Below are 19601 nucleotides of genomic sequence, written 5' to 3'. Positions count from 1 at the left end.
CTGAATATTCATGTTAGATATGGAATTATCATTAATTATTACATTATTTCTTTTTGGTTTTTTAGCGGCCTTCATCGATTCGGTAGTTGGGGGCGGTGGACTGATTTCATTACCTGCTTTAATGTTTACTGGCTTAAGTCCATCAGCAGCGGTCGCCACAAATAAATTGGCAGGAACTCTCGGTTCCCTTACGAGCACAATCTCTTTTTATCGATCTGGAAAGATGGATTTACATACAGTAAAACACCTTTTTCCTTTTGTCTTTATAGCAGCAATGATTGGTGCATGGACCGTTCACTTAATGGATCCTAATATTTTAAAACCATTAATGCTAGTCATGTTAGCTGCTGTCGCTATCTATACTATTTTCAAAAAAGATTGGGGCAGTATTTCAACTTATCAGAAGTTATCTACAAAAAAGTATATTGGTTTCTTCTTGTTAGTTTTTGCTATCGGATTTTATGATGGATTCCTTGGCCCTGGGACCGGTTCCTTTTTAATTTTTGCCTTTTTATTAATTGGTTTTGATTTTTTAAAAGCGGCTGGAAATGCAAAATTTTTAAATTTCGCAAGCAATATCGGTGCTTTGATCATGTTCATTTTTCTAGATCAAATCAATTATAGTTATGGGATTATTATGGGGTTTGGTCAAATTATCGGTGCTATTATTGGTTCAAGTTTTGCAATCAAACGAGGTTCTGGTTATGTACGAGTTTTATTTATCGTTGTTACAGTTGCGTTACTTGCAAAAAATACATACGACTATTTTATAGGATAGAAAAAAAGAAGGAATTTCCTATTTCCTTCTTTTTATACTTTATCTAGCTCATATTCATCTACTAAATAAATGCTTCCTTTAACTTTTTTACAGTTTCGTTTAATTTCGGCAACTGTGTTTGAAAGTTCATCAACATCATTAAAATTTCTCTCTTTATTTGTAAGAACTGCAATTGATAACGACATAATACTAAAACTCTCTAATTTTCCAGAACGATCTTTTATTTTTAAGTTCAAATCTGCTAAATGTTTTTCGTCATAAAATGATGGAATCGTTTGATCAAAATCATCAATAATAGCTTCACAAATTGATTCCACATTATAGTGAGGAACAATCGCCATAAAGTCATCACCACCGATATGGCCAAGAAAGTATCCAAATTGCATCAAATGTTCTTTCAATATATCAGTTAGATGTAAAATAACTTTATCTCCTTGATTAAAACCGTACAAATCATTATAGGCTTTAAAAGAATCTAAATCGAAATAAATAATACTGTATCTTTCTAATGATAAAGTATCTAATAATTTTTGATTAATTATATGATTACCTGGTAAGTTACTTAATGGATTTAAAAAGCTAGCTAACTCCACCTGGATTTCAACAAAATTATTTAATAGAGCACGTATACTTACAACTCCAACATATTCCCCATTTTTCGTTACAATAACATCATCATATAGATCTTCTTCCCGTTCCATCGCCATTCGGCTCACTTCTACAATTGGATGGTCATAGTCAACAATTAAAGGATTTGTTTTTGCAACAAGTTTACTTTCCCTTCCCATGTAAAGATTATAACCGTACAGTGTTCCGATTTTTTGATAGAAATGTGTTCTTGTAATATGTCCAATTGGCTTTTCATCTTCAACAACAACAATTCCCCTTAAATTTGGGTTCTCCGAAAATAATCGATCTACTTCTTTACTTTTTACTTTCGGGCCAACAGAAGGTACCTTTTTGGCAATCCTGCCAATCTTCATTGCAGATACGTTTGTATACGTTAACATTTTATCCCTCACCTATTTACATACGTGATCTTTATTTTGGAAGTGTTCCTAATTTCACATCAATATCTGGTCGTCCAATGGCATAGCCTTGTCCATAATGGATTCCGATTTTTTGAAGAAATTGAATCTCCTCCATTCGTTCAATCCCCTCAGCTATAATTTTTGTTCCAGATTGTTCTGCAAAGTTGTAAATAAGCGATACAATTTGTTGACTCGGTTCTACCGTATCAATATGTTGTATAAGTGTTCTGTCGATTTTTACAAATTCCGGTTTTAAATATACGAGGGATTTTAAACTATTGTAACCTGAACCTACATCATCAATTGCAATTCGGTATCCTTGGTTTCGATAATGGTCAAGAACCCGTTCGAACTCTTGATAATCCGTCACTGCACTTTTTTCTGTCAATTCAAAAACAACATTCTCTGGAGATATGTTTAGTTCATTTAATAGTTGACGTGTTTCCCCAAAATTATAATTTTTATCTAATAAAACATATGGATGAATATTTATAAATAAAACAAATTGATGATTGTTAAATTTATTATCTATTCTTTCTAAAAATCGATTGAAAGAAAGATTACGGCAAAACCTTTCGAATTTAAACACTAAATCTGTTTTTCCTACAAAATCATAAAATTGGTCAGTAGTGGGGAATAAGTCTGAGCTGTTTGGACGATTTAATGCCTCGAAGCCAAATGTTTCATTCGTTTGAATATTAACGATCGGTTGGAACACGGTAGTCATATCACCATGGCGAATAATTTTTTCAAGTTCATGAATGCGTTTTACATACATTAAATCTTCTTGGTAATGGTTAAATATTCGCTTTAAATATGAAATCAAATTACTATTTTTCTCTTTCGTAAATAAGGCTGATATCATAGTTACTCCTTGTTGATTTAAGGGATTATTACCTATTTTAATACAGTAATGTTAATTTTGTGTTAACGCTCTATATGCTAATTGTAAAGGTAAAAAATAAAAATAAGCCCTTCAGAGCGTAATAATCTTCCAGGCTTATTCTTCTTACAAATTCCTCTTAATTTCGTTGATTTTCTTTGTTAATTCATTAAATTGAGTATCTAGTTGTTGATACTTTTCATCTGTTGGTGTTAAAAAACTTAGCTTCCCTAACACTTCTTGCCGCTCCGTCTCTAACATTAATAGCAATTCTTTTTGATCATTGCTTTCAATTGGTTCCTTGTCGTATTGTTTAACAATTCTTTGATTTTTAATGGATAACTGTACATTTGTCGTTTTTTCAATAAAATAACGGTCGTGAGATACGACAATGACAGTTCCGTTATAGCTTTCTAATGTTTCTTCTAACTGTTCACGAGATGCAATATCTAAATGGTTGGTCGGTTCATCTAGTATTAGCACATCCTTTTCTTCAAGGATATAAAACATCAATTTACACTTAACACGCTCACCCATACTCATATTGCCAATTGGTTCTTCCCAAGCTGTGGCAGAAAAACCAAGATGCTTCATTAAATTTTGTACTTTTCCTCTTTCTTCAAATGTTTCTCTGAAAAATAGCTCAGCCGGCGTTTTCTCATTGGGTAAATCAAATACTTCCTGCGTTAAATACCCAATGGATGCTGATTTTGACACCCATATCTCACCTTCTGCAAGTTCACGTCCCATAAATATATTTAATAATGTAGTTTTACCACTGCCGTTCGGACCTGTTATGGCTACTTTTTCACCGTATTGAATGGTGAAGTTGGCATTTTCAAATAACAATCTATTACCGTACATCTTAGTTAAATTTTTTACTTCTATAAATCGTTTACCTCGTTTAGCTCCACTTTGAAGTGTAAAGTTCACTTCATATTCAGGATTAACTCGCTCAACCTTAGCTTTTTCCAATTCTTTTTCGAGCCTTTTTTTCTTTGACTTAATTTGCGTATCCATTCTTTTTGCTTTTTTACGATAATATTCTTTATAGCCTTCTTGTTTTGTTGATTGAGCATGAGCTTTTCGGGACCAGGAAGATAATTCTTGGATTTGTATTTCAACTTTTTCAATCTTCTTCTGTTGTTTTTCATATTCCCTTTTTTGGGATTCCCTTCTTTTCTTTCGTTCTTTCACGTAACTCGTATAGTTTCCTTTATGTTCATAAAGTTTTTTATCTTCAATTGCCCAAATCTTAGTAGCTACTTGATCTAAAAAATAACGGTCATGGGAAACGATTATTACAGTCCCATTGTATTGTTTTATTTCTTCTATTAGAAGATCTGTACTTTCTTCATCTAGATGATTTGTCGGTTCATCTAGCAATAATAATTTTGCATTTTTTGATATCCCTTCTGCTAAGCGCGCCTTTAACTTTTCTCCACCACTTAATGTTGAAAAAGAATTAGGTGGTACAGACCATTTCGAAAAACGCATTGCAGCTTCTTGATTTAATGAGTTTATAGAAAAGTCTTGCATTTCCTGTTCTACCATGGCAATTGTCGCATTAGAAAACCATGTTAACTGACCTTTTGACGGTTGAATTTTTTTGCTTATAAGCTGTAAAAGTGTAGACTTACCAGCTCCGTTTTTTCCTATAATACCTATACGATCCCCTTCTTGTACCGAACCGGTAATATTATCAAAAATTAAGTGATCCTTAATTTCATAACTAATTTGAAACTTTAATAATTCTTGCATACATATCCCTCACTTTTGGGAAGAAAAAAATCCTCCCATAATTTTGGAAGGATTAGTCAGCAAAATGAATACAACATGTAAAATGAATGATTAATAAAGCTAACTTTTATAAAAGTAGCCTAATACATTCATATTGCACTGTTATTCATTTTATTTATATAAAAATGGGCAGACTAATCCTATTTTTTATTGAATAAATTCAATTTACATAAAAAATAAGATTAGTTATCCATTGTCCACCCATCTTCCTTTCAGTCATTTTTCAAAGCCATTATATCATATATACGAGTGAGTGAAAATAATGTACTTATTTGCTTCCTAATGCAACTTTTATGTGGACTAAATAAAAAGGCTTTATAGAAGATTGAATTAAAAATTTCACTCAATTAATGAATATTTTCACGGGTACATCGAACGTTTTTAAGTACTACTTTACTTTTTGGAATGCTCGGTATTTTATCCTTTGTTATATATAGTTCCTTCATAATCCATTTTATTCAGTAAATACTCTAGACTTAATTTCATCATTTCAATTGTTAATTGTTCTCCAGGGCAACGATGGGTTGTTTCATATTCTCCTCCTCCTTGAGGAATAAAACTAAAAAGATCTCCTTGCCACTTTGCAAAACGTTCAGGATAAAACTCATCGAGGTTTTCCCACATTTTCGGATCGTGATTTGTTCCGTAAATATCTAACAACACTAATGTACCTTCTTCAAACAGATAATCATTCCAAGTAAAATCCGCTTTCACCTTTGCAGCAACAAATGGGAAAAAGGGATAATATCGTCTTACTTCTTGAATAAAAAAGTGAGCATAGTCTGGGGTTGTTTTCAGCTTAGTTCTTTCATGAGGAAATTGGTTTAATGCCATTACACACTACCGTCGCATAAATGATGTCTGAATTTTCAGTTTTATTTTTTTTCTGGACTTTAGAGAAAAAACGAAAACACCTAAGCGAGGGTAGTAAACATCCATTTTTTTACTATAACCTATGACTTGTGCAACAACGACTGGCAAACCTTTATGGGACGCCGTTTCCTTCGATTTTTCGTAACCAAATGTGAGCGGATTTCCATAAAGCTGCTTTCAAATATCGACTTATTTGTAACGTACTTCGGTCACTATTCGTGTTCAACTGAGCTAAAACATTCAGACAGTACACTATCATGGCTACGTACACTTGATGATGTACAGCTTGTTCACTGTGACCAAAAAACTTTTTAATGTTCAGATGTTGTTTCATCCATTTGAAAAAAAGTTCGATTGCCCAACGTGATTGGTAGATTTCTGCAATTTCATCTGCGTCAATGTCAAACCGATTTGTCAGTAAATGAAGCTCATTTCCTTTTGTATCATGCAATTTGAGTAAGCGAAACACGTTTTCAGAACGATTTTGTGGTGTTCCAATGACAACCATTTCATCAGAGAATACGGGTGAATCTTCTGGTAACGAAAAGGATTCTAACACTCGGACAACAGCGTTTTTACGCAAACGGGTCACAAAGAAATAGCCATCTTCCGTCATTTGATCAAAGCGCCCATAATCCAAGTAACCACGATCAAACACGTACATGCATTCTTTGTCATCCACGAATACTTCTAGTTGACCACGATCATGTTCGTTGGCATTCGTGAGTACGGCTTTATCTGGATAGGAGAGTCCTTTTTCCATAAAAACAAGTCGTAAGTGAAGCTTTACTCCTGATTTTGTTTTTCGAAACTCTGCCCACTTATGATTGGTCAAATTAAGCGGTAATGTACTCGAATCAATGATTTTCAAAGGCGTTGTCACTTTTCTTCTTGTTTGGAAATTGGTTTTCCGATGAATTTGTGCCACTAAATCGAGAAAAATCGTTTGAAAGAACTCAGTTGGGATGGTATTGATTCGTCTCCCTAACTGTGAAAAACTAATCGATTCCAATCCCGTTGCTCGTTGTAATTCTTCTAAAAAGACAGCGTCACTCAACGCCCGTAAACTCTCGGTTTCATGGAGTTGGGCATCCAAAAGCAGTTTCATAAATGAAGCTAATTGATGTGTTTTCACTAGGTCGTCAAATAATGGACGATGAATCGGTGAAAACCATTGTTCAAATGATGTTTTTCGTGTAAACTTATCCATGGTTTTGTCCTTTGTATTGGATTTGGATGGTTTACTACCACCCAATCATTATAAAGGATTTTTTTGTATTTAGATTATATTTCAGAAAATTCGGTTTATTTAAAGGTGTTAAATTATTTTAATGCGACGCTAGTGATTCAATCCGTTTAATGAAAAACTCTTACTTTTACTTCACTCGAGAAGCAAAAGTAAGAGTTCGTTAATCGATGAAATGATATAATAAGATCCCTGTAGCAACTGCCACATTCAACGATTCTGCTTGTCCTAAAATCGGAATCATCACATTTTGAGTCGTTTGCTCGAGCAATTCCTTTTGAACACCGCTACCTTCATTTCCTACAATTAAGGCGAAACTTCCTGACTTATGTAATTTCCTATAATCAACTGCATTTTCAAGAGCAGTTCCATACAAAGGAATGTTTCTTTCTTTTAATTTTTCAACCCAAGCCATTAAATTTCCGCGAATTACCGGAATATGGAAGTGAGATCCTTGCGCCGAACGCAATGTCTTTGGATTATATATATCTGCACAGCCTTTTCCTAAAACAACCGCATCGATTCCAGCAGCATCCGCTGTACGAATCATCGTTCCGATATTTCCTGGGTCTTGCACTGCATCAATAAGCAATAATTTTTTCCATGATGCCTGTTCAGTTTCCGAAATCATGGCTTGTTTGCAATGTGCAAATATACCTTGTGAAGTTTCTGTTTCTGCAATGTCCTTCGCAATGGAGTTCGTTACTTCCACTATCTTTACATCATTCAATGACCATTCACGGGGAATTTCAACCCCTTCGCGTACAATGACTTGAATGACTTGCCCCTTATTTTTTAGCGCTTCCTCTACTAAATGAAATCCTTCGACAATAAATTCTCCTGTTTTTTCTCGCTCTTTCCTATTGGTAACTAGCTTTTTCCAATGTTTCACATAAGCGTTTTGAGCCGATTCTATGCGTTTCATTATTGATAAACCGCCTTTATTCATTTTTTACATCTTGATCTAAATTTACTAATGCTTTACTAAGTCGATGAATATGTTCTTCTGTTGTATCCATTCCAAAAGAGATTCGGAAAAATGTACGTGCTTCCGATAAGCTATGCGCCATTGCAAGAATCGCCTTTGTTCCTGATGCACTGTTGATATCGCAAGCACTTCCGGTTGAAATGCAAATTCCTTCTTCATTTAATCGCAACATCACGTATTGCCCTTCCGCCCCCTTCATACATAAGCCACATATGCTTGGGAGTTGATGAGCTTCGTCTGCTTCAATAAAATAGCAGTTTGTATCTTTTATTGATTCTTTTAATTGGTTTCGCAAACTCCAAAATTTATTGAGGTCATACTGGTAATGCTCTACGCTTTTGGCAAAAGCAAAAACCGCTGGGGTATCGACCGTACCGCCTCTTAAGCCCCTTTCATGAGTCACACCTGGAAAAAGTGGCAATATTCTTCTGCGCGGATTTAAATATACCGCACCACAGCCTTTTGGTCCACCAATTTTATGGGCGGATACTGTGATGCCATCAACAAATTTTGAAAATTCCGTTACATCTAATTTGCAGAAGGACTGAACACAATCTACATGATATGAAATATTGTATTTTTGTGCAACTTCGGCAATTTCTTTCACCGGTTGAATAGAACCAATTTCTGAGTTGACATGTTGTATTGTAATGAGAACTGTATCTGGGCGAATCGATTGTTCTAACAAGCTTACATCAACTATACCTCGTTTTGTTAACGGTAGTTTTGTAATTTCATAACCTTCTTTTTCTAGAGTATTTATAGCAGCATGTACACTCGTGTGTTCTGCGCTTGACGTGATGATATGTTTCCCTTTTCCTGCACGGGCTAAAGATATTATTGCAAGGATATTCCCTTCTGTACCACTTCCAGTAAATATGATGCCGTCCCGATTAACGCCTAATTTTTTTGCCACAACCTCTCTTGCGTTTTCTAACAAAAAGGCTGCTTGTCCACCTGCATCATGCAAACTGGATGTATTACCATATACGCTTTTTGCAGCAAGACTGTAAGCCTCAATACTTACATCCATCATCGGGGTTGTCGCAGCATAATCTAGATAAATCATTGATATTCCCCATTTCTACAAAAATTATGGACTCTTAGCATACTTTACAAAACGGAAATTATGAATGAAAATACTTGTTTTATCATTTATTTTATGTAAATATATGTGTCAAGACAACTGTAAAGGGGAAGAATCTCGTGGCTCCCATATTCGTAATGACTTTCCATCAATTAATGAGGATTGGCAAAATAAGTGGATTATCTTCAAACAAGGAAAATTACATGTGAGGGACGGACTTTATGAACAAAATCAAATTACAAGAAATGTTGAAACAGTTTTTTAATGAAGATATCGGAGACGGTGACTTATCAAGCGAAACCATCTTTTCCCGTATAGATCAAGGATCTTTTACTTTTTATGCAAAGGAGGACGGGATCTTTTGTGGAGCTACGATAATCGAAACCGGATTTAAGTTGCTCGACCCTTTCCTTAACATCACCTTGCTGAAAGAAGATGGGGATGAACTTCATAAGGGGGATCAAATCGCTATCATAGAGGGTTCTTTACAAAGTTTGCTTAGCGGAGAACGGGTCATTTTAAATTTAATTCAACGGATGAGCGGCATCGCAACGAACGCAAGAAAAGCTGTTGAATTAACTAAAGGAACAAATGCAAAAATATGTGATACCAGAAAAACGATGCCAGGTCTAAGAATGCTCGATAAATACGCTGTGCGGACAGGCGGTGCCTATAACCACCGAAGCGGCTTATACGATTGCATTATGTTAAAAGACAATCACATTGCTTTCGCTGGAAGCATTTCAAAGGCCGTACAATTAGCTAAATCAAAAATTGGTCATACGGTAAAAATCGAAGTGGAAATTGAAACGAAAGAACAATTGTTAGAAGCAATTGAAGCTGGTGCGGATATTATCATGTTTGATAATCGAACTCCTGAAGAAATTAAACAATGGTTGCCGTTTGTTCCAGAACATATAACAACGGAAGCTTCTGGGGGCATTACGTTAGACAATTTGCGAAAGTACGCAGAATCTGGCGTAGAATGGATTTCCCTTGGCTCCCTTACCCATTCGGTTAACGCTTTAGATATTAGTGCATTAGTAAAAAGAAAGGATGTTGAATAATGTCAACAATTTGCACACTTCCAACTCAAGGTATGATGCCTGAAAAATATCGTCGCTTGTCTCGTGATGAAATGGAAAAGAGAGTTCGTGAAATAAAGGAAAAATTAGGTGATCAATTATTTATCCCTGCACATCATTATCAAAAAGATGAAGTAATCCAATTTGCTGATGCAATAGGCGACTCTTTGCAACTGGCGCAAGTAGCTGCTAAAAATAAACAAGCTAAACATATTGTATTTTGCGGTGTGCACTTCATGGCTGAAACAGCTGATATGTTAACAACCGATGAGCAAATTGTTTACTTACCCGATATGCGAGCAGGCTGTTCAATGGCGGATATGGCAAATATTTATCAAACGGAAGAAGCATGGGAGAAGTTAACAGCCCTTTTCGGCGATACAATTATCCCATTAACATATGTCAACTCAACTGCTGCGATAAAAGCATTCACCGGGCGGAATGGCGGTGCTTGTGTCACTTCATCCAACGCCAAAAAAATGGTGGAATGGGCGTTTACGCAAAAAGAGCGAATCTTTTTCTTACCAGACCAACATTTAGGAAGAAATACAGCCTACGAAGTAGGAATCTCTTTAGAACAAATGGCTGTATGGAATCCGATTTCTGGAGAATTCAAGTATGAAGGCAATGTCCAAGACATAAAAGTGATTTTATGGGATGGTTATTGTTCTGTTCATCAAGGATTTACAGTGGAGAATGTTCAAGAAGTTCGAGAAAACTATCCTGAAATGACAGTCATTGTTCATCCAGAATGTTCTTTTGAAGTAGTACAAGCAGCAGACCTTTCAGGTTCTACTAAATATATCGTAGAAACCATCAAAAATGCTCCTGCTGGATCGAGTTGGGCAATCGGAACAGAAATGAACTTAGTGAAACGAATTATTGCTGAGCATCCCGACAAGCACATCATCTCACTCAATGAAAATATGTGCCCTTGCCTAACAATGAACCGTATCGATTTGCCACATTTCCTTTGGGCGCTTGAAATGATTGAAAATGGTGAACAAGGAAATGTCATTAAAGTGGACCGAGAAACAACGGAAGAAGCATTGTTGTCATTAAACCGTATGCTTCAATTAGCATAAAATCACATACACATTACGCAAGTTGCGCTAAGAAGAACTTTACTCCAAAAAAGTTTCTCCAAGGAGTTATTGAAAATGACGCATAATTTCATCGAGTGGTAACAAACTACTACTCGAGGAGGCGAATGGTATGAACTTTCAAATAAGAGAAGCCATTACAGCAAATGTTAAAGGAGACAACCCACAAGATTTTCAGGAAACAATTCAAGATGCAATCGCTCGGGGAGATGAGCACCTACTTCCAGGACTCGGCGTCTTTTTAGAAAAGTGGTGGCAAACTTCTACTGAAGAAGAGCATGCAAAGTTTACCGAAACATTGTCAAAAGCATTTCAAAATTAGAGGGCTGGAGAATGGATTCTCCATGCCCTTATTTAATATAACCCCCATTCCATTTTTAAAATTTCCTTCAAGCTTTTTAGTTGTTCTTCCCCTATATGTTCTGCAATGATATTCTCCAATTCTTTTTTTAAAGCGATATATTTTTCATAGCAAGCTTCTCCCGAAGGTGTCAGTTCAATATATTTATCTCTCAAATTCGCTTTATTCGTTTCCACCAAACCTTTTTGCTCTAATTGTTTGATAAATTTATGGGTTGCTTGCCTTGTAAAATGAACTTGTTTCGCTACATGAGAAATCAATGGCTTATCCTTATAAACTATTGATAAAATAGCAAATTCTGAATTTGTTATGTAAATATCACTAATATCTTGCCATTTTCCTTTCTTTATTTTTTTCAATACCATCCATTTCCCTTTAATTAAATCAAACAACAATTCTCCCTTATGATCATTCAATCATCTCACCCCTTTGTAGACTAGCAACTATATCAATAATGAATTTATTATTCAACTGTTAATATTACTATCATACCTGAATAGGTCTAATTCGTCATTTACCACAAAAAAGAGAGCGTTTATACTAGTATGAGAATTAGTAAAAATATCATTATTTCATAAGTTTATCCAAACTAGTATTGAAGGAGGGAAAGAAGTGGGAGTACATTACAATTGGAAACAATGGCTATGGAGTAGTTTTATCATTTGTATGTTAATTTTTTGCGTAAAAGTAAATCATGGAGATGCTGCTACTTTTAAAGATGTTCCTGAAAGTCATCCGTCAATATTCGAGATTGAATTTCTTGCGGATTCAGGAATTATTAAAGGTTATCAAGATCAAACCTTTAAACCTTCTAACAATGTTACAAAATCCCAAGTCGCATTAATGATTACAAGAGCATTAAATCTTAATGTAGAGAATCGACCAGCTCCAGGATTTCAAGATTTAGGAAAAATCGATGAAGTTACTTATAAGGCCATCGCAGCAGTTGTGGATGAAGGGATTTTTCCAAAAGGAGATACTTTTAGGCCCTTTGAACCCATTACGCGCGGTGAAATGGCTCAAGTATTAGTTAATGCATTTCATTTAAAAGGTACAACAAACCAAGAGTTTAAAGATGTTTCCAAAAACCATACATTCTATCAAGCAATAAAAGTATTAGCTGCAAATAACATTACAACCGGATTCGAAGATGGCACTTTTAAGCCTTCTCAACCTCTTACTCGCGCTCACTTTTCCACTTTTATGTCTCGGATTATTGAACCTGATTTTATTCCTGTTTCAAGTGGATTTGGGTACAATAAACAGTACCAGTACATATATGAATTAAATGAGGGCTATACCGCTCGAGAATATTTTTCGTATCTTTCATCTGACGAACTAGGGGATTGGTGGCAAGTTTCCGACGAAAACAATCAATACATCCATTATGTAAATCGCATCGATAAAAAAGGCTTCACTTTTACTGGTTACTTAGAAAATGAAGAAATTATCACAGATTTTCATATTCCGTATCCAGTAAAACTTGGAACGAGTTGGTCTTATTCATTTAAGGATGAGTATCAACCAGTAACCTATGTCGTAACCAGCATGTCGGAAAAAATCACAACACCTGCTGGAACCTTTCATCCTGTAATGGAAATTGTTAGTTCCGATGGTTACCAATATTATTATTCGAAAGAATTAGGCCACATTTGTACGAAAGATTTGCAAACAAATGCGATTGTTTATCAATTAATTGATTTAAAGAAACGGTCTTCTAAATAAAATATTCCTTCATGTAAAAAGGCAATCCAGCGCCTCCTGGATTGCCTTGTATCTTTTATTTATACCGATGCTTCATTCCACCTAGAAATCCACATCGAGTGAAAACATGTTAATCTGCATAGTAGTAGAGATAAAAGTTTCCCCTGCCGCTTGCGCTTTCGGGGCAGAGCTACAACATATTTTCTTCCGTTCTTTTTATGCTAATAGAGATAATAGCACTGCTTTTTGGGCATGGAGTCGGTTTTCTGCTTGCCCCTGCCGCTTGCGCTTTCGGGGCAGAGCTACAACATATTTTCTTCTGTTCTTATTATGCTAATAGAGATAATAGCACTGCTTTTTGTGCGTGTAATCGGTTTTCTGCTTGCTCGAAGACGTATGAATTTGGTCCATCGATTACTGATGTTGCCACTTCTTCTTCGCGATGAGCTGGCAAACAATGTAAGAACATAAAGTCAGGTTTTGCATGAGCAACAAGTTCCTCATTGATTTGATAACCTTTAAAGTCTATTAATCGCTGAACCGCTTCCTCTTCCTGCCCCATACTAGTCCATACATCTGTATAGATTACATCTGCATCTTTCACAGCTTCAATTGGATCATTTGTTACGACAACCGTGCTGCCATTTTTCTCTGCAATCGCTTGAGCCTTCTTCATGATGATTTCATCTGGCTCATACCCTATTGGAGTTGCAACCACAATATCCATTCCAACATGGGCAGCTGCAACTACCAGCGAATGGGCAACATTATTTCCATCGCCAACATAAGCTGTTTTTAAACCTTTTAATTTTCCTTTATTTTCAACGATTGTTTCAATATCGGCCAATGCTTGACATGGATGATAAAGATCCGTTAATCCATTAATCACAGGAATTGTAGAGTATTCAGCTAACTCCTCTACCATCTTATGGGAATTTGCGCGTATCATAATGCCATCTAAATATCCTGAAAGCACAAGGCCAGTATCAGAAATTGGTTCACCACGACCAAGTTGCATATCTCTTGCATTTAAGAAAATCGCTTTTCCACCCAATTGATGCATTCCTACTTCAAAGGAAATACGAGTACGAGTTGAATTCTTCTCAAAAATCATTCCGATTATTTTTCCATCTAATAGTTTTGGACATCTTCCGTTTTTCGTTACCTTTTTCATTTTTATTGCAAGACTAATTAGTTCTTGCACTTCTTCACTTGTATAATCAAGCAGCGTTAATAAATCTTTGCCCTTTAAACTAGAAACGGGCTTTAGCTGCACTTCTTCCAACAGTTTCATTGATTCTTACCGCTCCTTTAACGTTTGGTTGTATTCATTATACAATTGCATATTTATTAAATCAAGTGTATTTTTATTATATTTTAATCTTTTTGCCAATAGAAGGGATATTCAATCAAAACGAATAAAAATTCAACAGAACTGGTTTATTTTTGATTTTAATTAATATTTATGCGCACAAATTAAAAAGATGTCCATTCCATTCTATTCATAATAGTACATGTTATGCATAAAGATAACTTCAAGTGTTCTAAATGCCAATAAAAAAGAGAGGATGTTTAATCCTCTCAATCAAATTTAATTTTATTCACCGCATCCCAATCAAGCCGCTTTACAATTTCGACCATTAATTTTACTGCATTTTCAAAATCATCACGATGCAAAATGGATGCATGGGAATGAATATAACGAGTAGCAACGCCAATGGAAAGGGTTGGTACACCACTTCCAGTTAAATGAATAGAACCGCCATCCGTTCCACCACCAGGCATCGTTTCAAATTGATATGGAATCTTGTTTTCTTCTGCAACATCTATTACAAAATCCCGTAATCCTTTATGCGATACCATTGAAGCATCGTAAATAACGATTTGCGGCCCTGCTCCTAGCTTCGATGTCGATTCTTTTGCAGTAATTCCCGGCGTATCACCAGCAATTCCAACATCTACTGCAAAGCCAATATCCGGTTGGATTTTAAACGTGGACGTTTTCGCACCTCTTAAACCTACTTCTTCTTGTACATTGCCGACACCATACACGATATTTGGATGTTTTTCATTTTGTAATCGTTTCAACACTTCGATGGCAATGGCACAACCAATTCGGTTATCCCAAGCTTTTGCGAGTAACAATTTGTCGTTTTTCATCACATTGAATTCAAAATAAGGAGTAATCATGTCACCAGGTCGTATTCCCCAGCTTTCCGCTTCCTCTTTTGAAGATGCACCAACATCGATAAACATGTCCTTTATATCTACAGTTTTCTTTCTTTGTTCTTGAGGCAGGATATGTGGCGGTTTTGAACCGATTACGCCAATGATTTCTTCTCCTGAACGAGTTGTAATCGTTACCCGCTGAGAAAGCATAACATGAGCCCACCAGCCGCCTACCGTTTGAAATTTAATAAACCCCTTTTCATCAATTTGTGACACCATGAAGCCGACTTCATCTAGGTGACCGGCAATCATAATTTTTGGGCCTTTTTCATCGCCACATTTTTCAGCAATTAAGCTTCCTAAATTGTCATACTCAATCTTATCAGCAAACGGTTCGATATATTTTTTCATTACTGCTCTCGGCGCTTTTTCATTTCCTGGGATGCCGTTTGCATCAGTCAAATCTTTCAACATTTGCAGAGTTTGATCCAAATTCATTATGAATATCCTCCTTAATATCCATTGCGTTGCCGCTCGTAATTTTTCTCGTTTTTAGCAATGTATGCTTGGATAATATCATCCAATGTGAAACCTAAATTATAGGCAAGCACTCCATAATATTTCCACACTTGCAAGTAATTATCCTCTGTCGGATTATGAATAAATGATAATATTACATCTTGTGTTTGTAAAAACCACGTCGTTAAGTTTTCCTTTTTCTTAATTTCCGGCCAAGCATCTAATCGATAGCCTTTCTCATTTCCTAATGAGAGCAGAAAATGAATAGAATCTACAAATTCCTCTAAAATCACTTCTCGTTCAGAAGGTCCTTTCGTGCTCCAAAATTTAAAACAGCGAGTTTCATTTGCTAACTCTGCTAGTTCAATTGTTAGCGCCAATCCTTTTTCTAAAAACACATCACGGTTGATTTGCTGATTTTTTTGAATAAATGAATCCAGTTGTGCTTGCATATTAAACAGTTCTTTAAATTCCATTAATTTTATCCCTCATTTTCTATAAAAAATGAAACTATATATCTATCCTAATCGTATAGGATATGATACCTTTTATACAAGGGGGAACTTTTATGGGTTTTCTTTTGCGCATTATAGTTATTGTCCTCATTATCTATTTATTTTATAAAGCTGTTCGCTACTTAACAGATCCAAAAAGGAAATTAGATGAAGCCTATGAAAAGGGGCAATATTATTTTTATGACGATGTAAAAAATGTACGAAAAAACTTCTTTATTTCTTATAAAGGGGCATTATTTGAAGGTGAAAAATATTTAGGGACAACCGAAGATGCCTTTGAAGTTGTTTCGATTTTCGTCTGGGTGCATGATCCAATGAAACTTCACGGTATGACGAAAGATGATTTCAAATTTTTAGAGAAGGAAATTTTAATGAATTATCCTAAAGCGAAAATCAATTGGAAAAATCCTATTGAAAAATTGATGAAAGAAGAAGAATAATCATCCTCTAAATAATGTTTTAATTGTTCGTTGATGGACAGGGGGCTTGTCCAAATAATATTAGTAAACTCTCTGTTGAGTGAATCATTTGAAAAATAAGCGGCTTGAGCCCTAAATCTTTATAGGCTTAAGCCGTTTAATTCTTTAAAGAGCGAAGTGAATCATCACAACATACTCCATCAAATTAGAATGAACGATTTATATACATGATGAGCATTTTGCAAAATTAGATTTTTTGGATAAAAGTCATTAGCATTGCATAAATATAGTTAGAATTTTCTGTTAATTAATTTTTGTGAATTTGTGCCAAAAAGACAAAACCTAAAGAAAGGTGGCACTGCCCATTTGGTAAATATATACAGTTAAACCAGAGCGACAACGACAAAAGGGAGATTATGGACTGGCTCGCCCATCAAATTTTCGCAACCAAACATAAGCTGGTTTCCACAGAGCTCTCTTTAACCAACGAGTAATTCGAAGTAGAGATTTCTTACTTTTCATCTCCAATTGAATGAGAACATGTAAGCAATACGTGATAAGGGCTAAGAAAATTTGATTTTGAATAGCTGTTTCACTCATTCCATAAAAGTGCTTAATTTCTACGTGTTGCTTGAGCCATTTGAAAAAGAGTTCAATAGCCCAGCGAGATCGGTAAATATCACTTATCTCTTCTGGTTTTAAATCAAATCGGTTGGTGATGAAACGAAGTAAGTTCCCTTTTGTGTCCATAACTTCTAGTAGACGAAAGACATTTTCAGTACGATTTTGTGTGGTACCAATGTAGACCATTTTATCGGATAGAACGTGACAATCATCAGGAAGTGAAAATGTATAGACTTCACGAATGACTGCGTTTTTCTTCAGTCTTGAAACGAAGAAATAGCCATCATCTGTCATCCGATCAAAACGTTCATAGTCCACATAACCGCGGTCAAACACATACATGGCTTCTTTATCATCCACTAGGACTTCGAGTTGATTTCGGTCATGTTCTTTTGCTGTCGTAATCACTGCTTTTTCAGGATAGACGGTGTCTTTATCCATGAAAACGAGCCGTAAGTGTAGCTTTACACCAGCTTTTGTTTTACGGAATTTTGCCCATTTATAATTGGTCAAATTCAACGGGAGTGTACTTGAATCAATGATTTTCAGTGGCATATTCTTTCCGGTTTTATAATGGTACCGTTGAATTTTCCAAACAAGATCCAAGAACAAATTTGCAAGAATTAGTGGGTTGATCTGATTGTTTTTTCGGGATAGCTGAGAGGCACTTATCGATTCAAATCCGAGTGCTTTTTGAAGATCTTCGTCTACAAGTGCATCACTCATTTCCTCTAAGCTCTTAAATTCGAGCAGCTGGGCTACCAATAAAAGTTTAATATAGGCTTCTGTTGTCAGCTTTTTTGTGTAATAGTCCTGTTTCAATTCTTTGACTTGTTCGCTAAGTTTTTGAATATTTATGGGTGAAACCCATTTACCAAATGATGAAATTAGTGTATTCTTGTCCATAACGTTTATCCTTTACGATTGGATTTGGACAGGAACCACCTGTACTTCCATTGTAAAGGATTTTTTTGTTTCGAAAGCAATAAAAAATTGAACATTCTTAGTATTTTGAATCATCAGATTTAATTAGTGCAATGCTAGTGGATAAAAGTATAAAAAATAAAGCACTCGACAAATAGCTACCAGCATGTTATTTTACAAAATATTACAATAATCCTGTTTTTGGGCATACCTGCAGAATTTTTCACATTGAATTTTTTTAAGCGGCTTTCTTCCCTTTATTTTCCTTTGCCATCGCTAGCGCTGAAACAAGTAATACAATAGCGTTCAGGTAAATATGGCTCTTTACTTTCTCAATTCCCCATACATGTAGGGAGTTCGCCGTAAGGTAGCTTTTCATTCTTGAATTACAGCGTTCTACACTTGTCCTCTCGTTGTAAAGCTCTTTCCAACGTTTTGTATCACGGTGCGGATTGGAATATCGGCGCACATCCTTTTTGATGTCGACTTTTACCACCATTCCATAGTTGGAAGATGAACAGGCTGCCATTCCTAATGGGCAATCCACTTTGCCGGTTGCGTGAGGACATCTGAACTTGAGCTGGTCCTTATCAGCTCCCCAATAAGTCATTTCATAACCCATGGAACAACGCGGAGTTCCATTGGAAGAAATCCCTTCAGGAGGCTCTTTTTCGTTGCGCAAATTGAGCGGGATAATGGCTTGCGCTCCAATGTTTTTGGCTGATTCATAGTTTTTTAGTTGGTCATATCCGCCATCCATGATCAGAAATTCAATTTTGGATTTGGTACGCTCTGCCACTTGCTCGATTAATTCTGGTGCGACTTCTCCATCGTTCACATGGGCAGGGGTTACTTTTATGGCCATTGGCAGTTCGCTTGCGGTATCGACTGAAAGATGCATCTTATAGCCAAACCAGGTAATTTTATTGCCGAAGGAATCATATTTTGCGCCCCAATTGGCATTACCCGTTTGTTCACTACGCTTTTTGGGCTGTTTCTTTTCATAGGCATCAATGGCGGCACTGTCGATGGCCTGGTGGCTGCCGTCAATTATTCCTTCCTCCTGAGCTAACTGTACCAAGTCAAGGAAGATCTTTTCAGCCAGCTTTTTTTTGGTAAGTGCTGCAAAAACCCGGCTGAGAGTGGAGATAGACGGTGCGGGGCGATCAATCGATAAACCGCATTGATAACGGAAACGAAGGTCTTTATCCAATCGATGATGAAGGGCGGTAAAGGTGTCGATGCCTTCGAGTGGGGCAGCGATGAGAGCCCTTAGAATCCCTTCTCTGGAATGACCGTCAGCCCCTCGGGGTGAAGAACTTCTCAACTGTTTAGCATAAGGGCGTAAATCAAGCGAGCTAAAAAAGATAGGTAATTTCTCTTTTGACTCTAATTTTTGCAGTTCTTCAAAGGAAAATAGGCTTTCTTGTAGAATATACAAAGTGACTTCCTCCTTTTGAATTTTTTGTTGTTTCGTCACTTCAAAAATTCT

Annotated in this window: 20 protein-coding genes; 7 read left to right on the top strand and 13 right to left on the bottom strand. The window is 36.0% G+C overall.

The window, feature by feature from the left end:
• Positions 1–10: 10 nt before the first annotated feature.
• Complete coding sequence (locus tag NSU17_RS13970) at positions 11–778, top strand: TSUP family transporter (RefSeq protein ID WP_208649648.1); 768 nt, start codon at positions 11–13, stop codon at positions 776–778.
• Positions 779–810: 32 nt separating this feature from the next.
• On the opposite strand, the gene NSU17_RS13965 is transcribed toward NSU17_RS13970, so the two are convergent.
• From NSU17_RS13965 to NSU17_RS13935, 7 genes are all read right to left on the bottom strand, one after another.
• Positions 811–1788 (bottom strand): GGDEF domain-containing protein, encoded by a 978-nt coding sequence (locus NSU17_RS13965; protein WP_340705301.1) that lies wholly within the window; start codon positions 1786–1788, stop codon positions 811–813.
• Between the two features lie 31 nt (positions 1789–1819).
• Positions 1820–2674: an EAL domain-containing protein gene (locus tag NSU17_RS13960; RefSeq protein WP_340433280.1), complete on the bottom strand. Its 855-nt coding sequence runs from the start codon at positions 2672–2674 to the stop codon at positions 1820–1822.
• Between the two features lie 144 nt (positions 2675–2818).
• On the bottom strand, positions 2819–4453 hold the full coding sequence (gene abc-f, locus NSU17_RS13955; RefSeq protein ID WP_340705300.1) for a ribosomal protection-like ABC-F family protein: 1635 nt from the start codon (positions 4451–4453) through the stop codon (positions 2819–2821).
• Positions 4454–4909: 456 nt separating this feature from the next.
• Positions 4910–5326 carry a cytochrome P450 gene (locus NSU17_RS13950; protein ID WP_340705299.1) on the bottom strand — a complete coding sequence of 139 codons (417 nt, stop codon included), beginning with the start codon at positions 5324–5326 and terminating at the stop codon, positions 4910–4912.
• 151 nt (positions 5327–5477) lie between these two features.
• Positions 5478–6575, bottom strand: a complete 1098-nt coding sequence (locus NSU17_RS13945) for an IS4 family transposase (protein ID WP_340705298.1) — start codon at positions 6573–6575, stop codon at positions 5478–5480.
• Positions 6576–6774: 199 nt separating this feature from the next.
• Positions 6775–7536, bottom strand: a complete 762-nt coding sequence (locus NSU17_RS13940; protein WP_340705297.1) for a TrmH family RNA methyltransferase — start codon at positions 7534–7536, stop codon at positions 6775–6777.
• 16 nt (positions 7537–7552) lie between these two features.
• Positions 7553–8668 (bottom strand): cysteine desulfurase family protein, encoded by a 1116-nt coding sequence (locus NSU17_RS13935; protein WP_340705296.1) that lies wholly within the window; start codon positions 8666–8668, stop codon positions 7553–7555.
• Positions 8669–8732: 64 nt separating this feature from the next.
• Between NSU17_RS13935 and NSU17_RS13930 the strand changes: the two genes are divergently transcribed.
• From NSU17_RS13930 to sspI, 4 genes are all read left to right on the top strand, one after another.
• Entirely contained in the window at positions 8733–8951 is a 219-nt protein-coding gene (locus NSU17_RS13930; protein ID WP_340705295.1) for a hypothetical protein, read from the top strand.
• Positions 8908–9753, top strand: coding sequence for a carboxylating nicotinate-nucleotide diphosphorylase (gene nadC, locus NSU17_RS13925; protein ID WP_340435594.1), 846 nt, complete (start codon positions 8908–8910; stop codon positions 9751–9753). The genes NSU17_RS13930 and nadC overlap by 44 nt, the downstream gene beginning before the upstream one ends.
• On the top strand, positions 9753–10856 hold the full coding sequence (gene nadA, locus NSU17_RS13920; RefSeq protein ID WP_340435596.1) for a quinolinate synthase NadA: 1104 nt from the start codon (positions 9753–9755) through the stop codon (positions 10854–10856). The genes nadC and nadA overlap by 1 nt, the downstream gene beginning before the upstream one ends.
• A gap of 130 nt (positions 10857–10986) precedes the next feature.
• Positions 10987–11196 carry a small acid-soluble spore protein SspI gene (gene sspI, locus NSU17_RS13915; protein WP_016837164.1) on the top strand — a complete coding sequence of 70 codons (210 nt, stop codon included), beginning with the start codon at positions 10987–10989 and terminating at the stop codon, positions 11194–11196.
• Between the two features lie 32 nt (positions 11197–11228).
• Here sspI and NSU17_RS13910 read toward each other — a convergent pair whose 3' ends face one another.
• The gene (locus NSU17_RS13910) at positions 11229–11651 is read right to left on the bottom strand and encodes a MarR family winged helix-turn-helix transcriptional regulator (RefSeq protein WP_232019845.1); all 423 of its coding nucleotides are present in this window, start codon (positions 11649–11651) and stop codon (positions 11229–11231) included.
• 196 nt (positions 11652–11847) lie between these two features.
• Between NSU17_RS13910 and NSU17_RS13905 the strand changes: the two genes are divergently transcribed.
• A complete protein-coding gene (locus NSU17_RS13905; protein WP_340705294.1) occupies positions 11848–12960 on the top strand; it encodes an S-layer homology domain-containing protein in 1113 nt (370 codons plus the stop codon).
• 307 nt (positions 12961–13267) lie between these two features.
• On the opposite strand, the gene argF is transcribed toward NSU17_RS13905, so the two are convergent.
• The 3 genes from argF to NSU17_RS13890 all read right to left on the bottom strand — a co-directional run bounded on the left by argF (position 13268) and on the right by NSU17_RS13890 (position 16103).
• The gene (gene argF, locus NSU17_RS13900) at positions 13268–14233 is read right to left on the bottom strand and encodes an ornithine carbamoyltransferase (protein WP_340705293.1); all 966 of its coding nucleotides are present in this window, start codon (positions 14231–14233) and stop codon (positions 13268–13270) included.
• A gap of 287 nt (positions 14234–14520) precedes the next feature.
• Entirely contained in the window at positions 14521–15609 is a 1089-nt protein-coding gene (locus tag NSU17_RS13895) for a M42 family metallopeptidase (RefSeq protein ID WP_340705516.1), read from the bottom strand.
• Between the two features lie 11 nt (positions 15610–15620).
• Positions 15621–16103, bottom strand: a complete 483-nt coding sequence (locus NSU17_RS13890) for a dUTP diphosphatase (protein WP_096551473.1) — start codon at positions 16101–16103, stop codon at positions 15621–15623.
• Positions 16104–16195: 92 nt separating this feature from the next.
• Here NSU17_RS13890 and NSU17_RS13885 point away from each other — a divergent pair, with 92 nt between their 5' ends.
• Positions 16196–16582: a sigma-w pathway protein ysdB gene (locus NSU17_RS13885; protein WP_340705292.1), complete on the top strand. Its 387-nt coding sequence runs from the start codon at positions 16196–16198 to the stop codon at positions 16580–16582.
• A 393-nt stretch (positions 16583–16975) separates the two neighbouring features.
• Here NSU17_RS13885 and NSU17_RS13880 read toward each other — a convergent pair whose 3' ends face one another.
• Positions 16976–18091, bottom strand: a complete 1116-nt coding sequence (locus NSU17_RS13880) for an IS4 family transposase (protein WP_096549683.1) — start codon at positions 18089–18091, stop codon at positions 16976–16978.
• Between the two features lie 256 nt (positions 18092–18347).
• Positions 18348–19550 (bottom strand): transposase, encoded by a 1203-nt coding sequence (locus NSU17_RS13875; protein ID WP_096550413.1) that lies wholly within the window; start codon positions 19548–19550, stop codon positions 18348–18350.
• Between the last annotated feature and the right edge of the window lie 51 nt (positions 19551–19601).

The organism is Ureibacillus sp. FSL K6-2830 (assembly GCF_038004145.1).
Classification (GTDB): Bacteria; Bacillota; Bacilli; order Bacillales_A; family Planococcaceae; genus Ureibacillus; species Ureibacillus thermosphaericus.
This window is presented reverse-complemented; position numbering and strand designations above follow the sequence as displayed.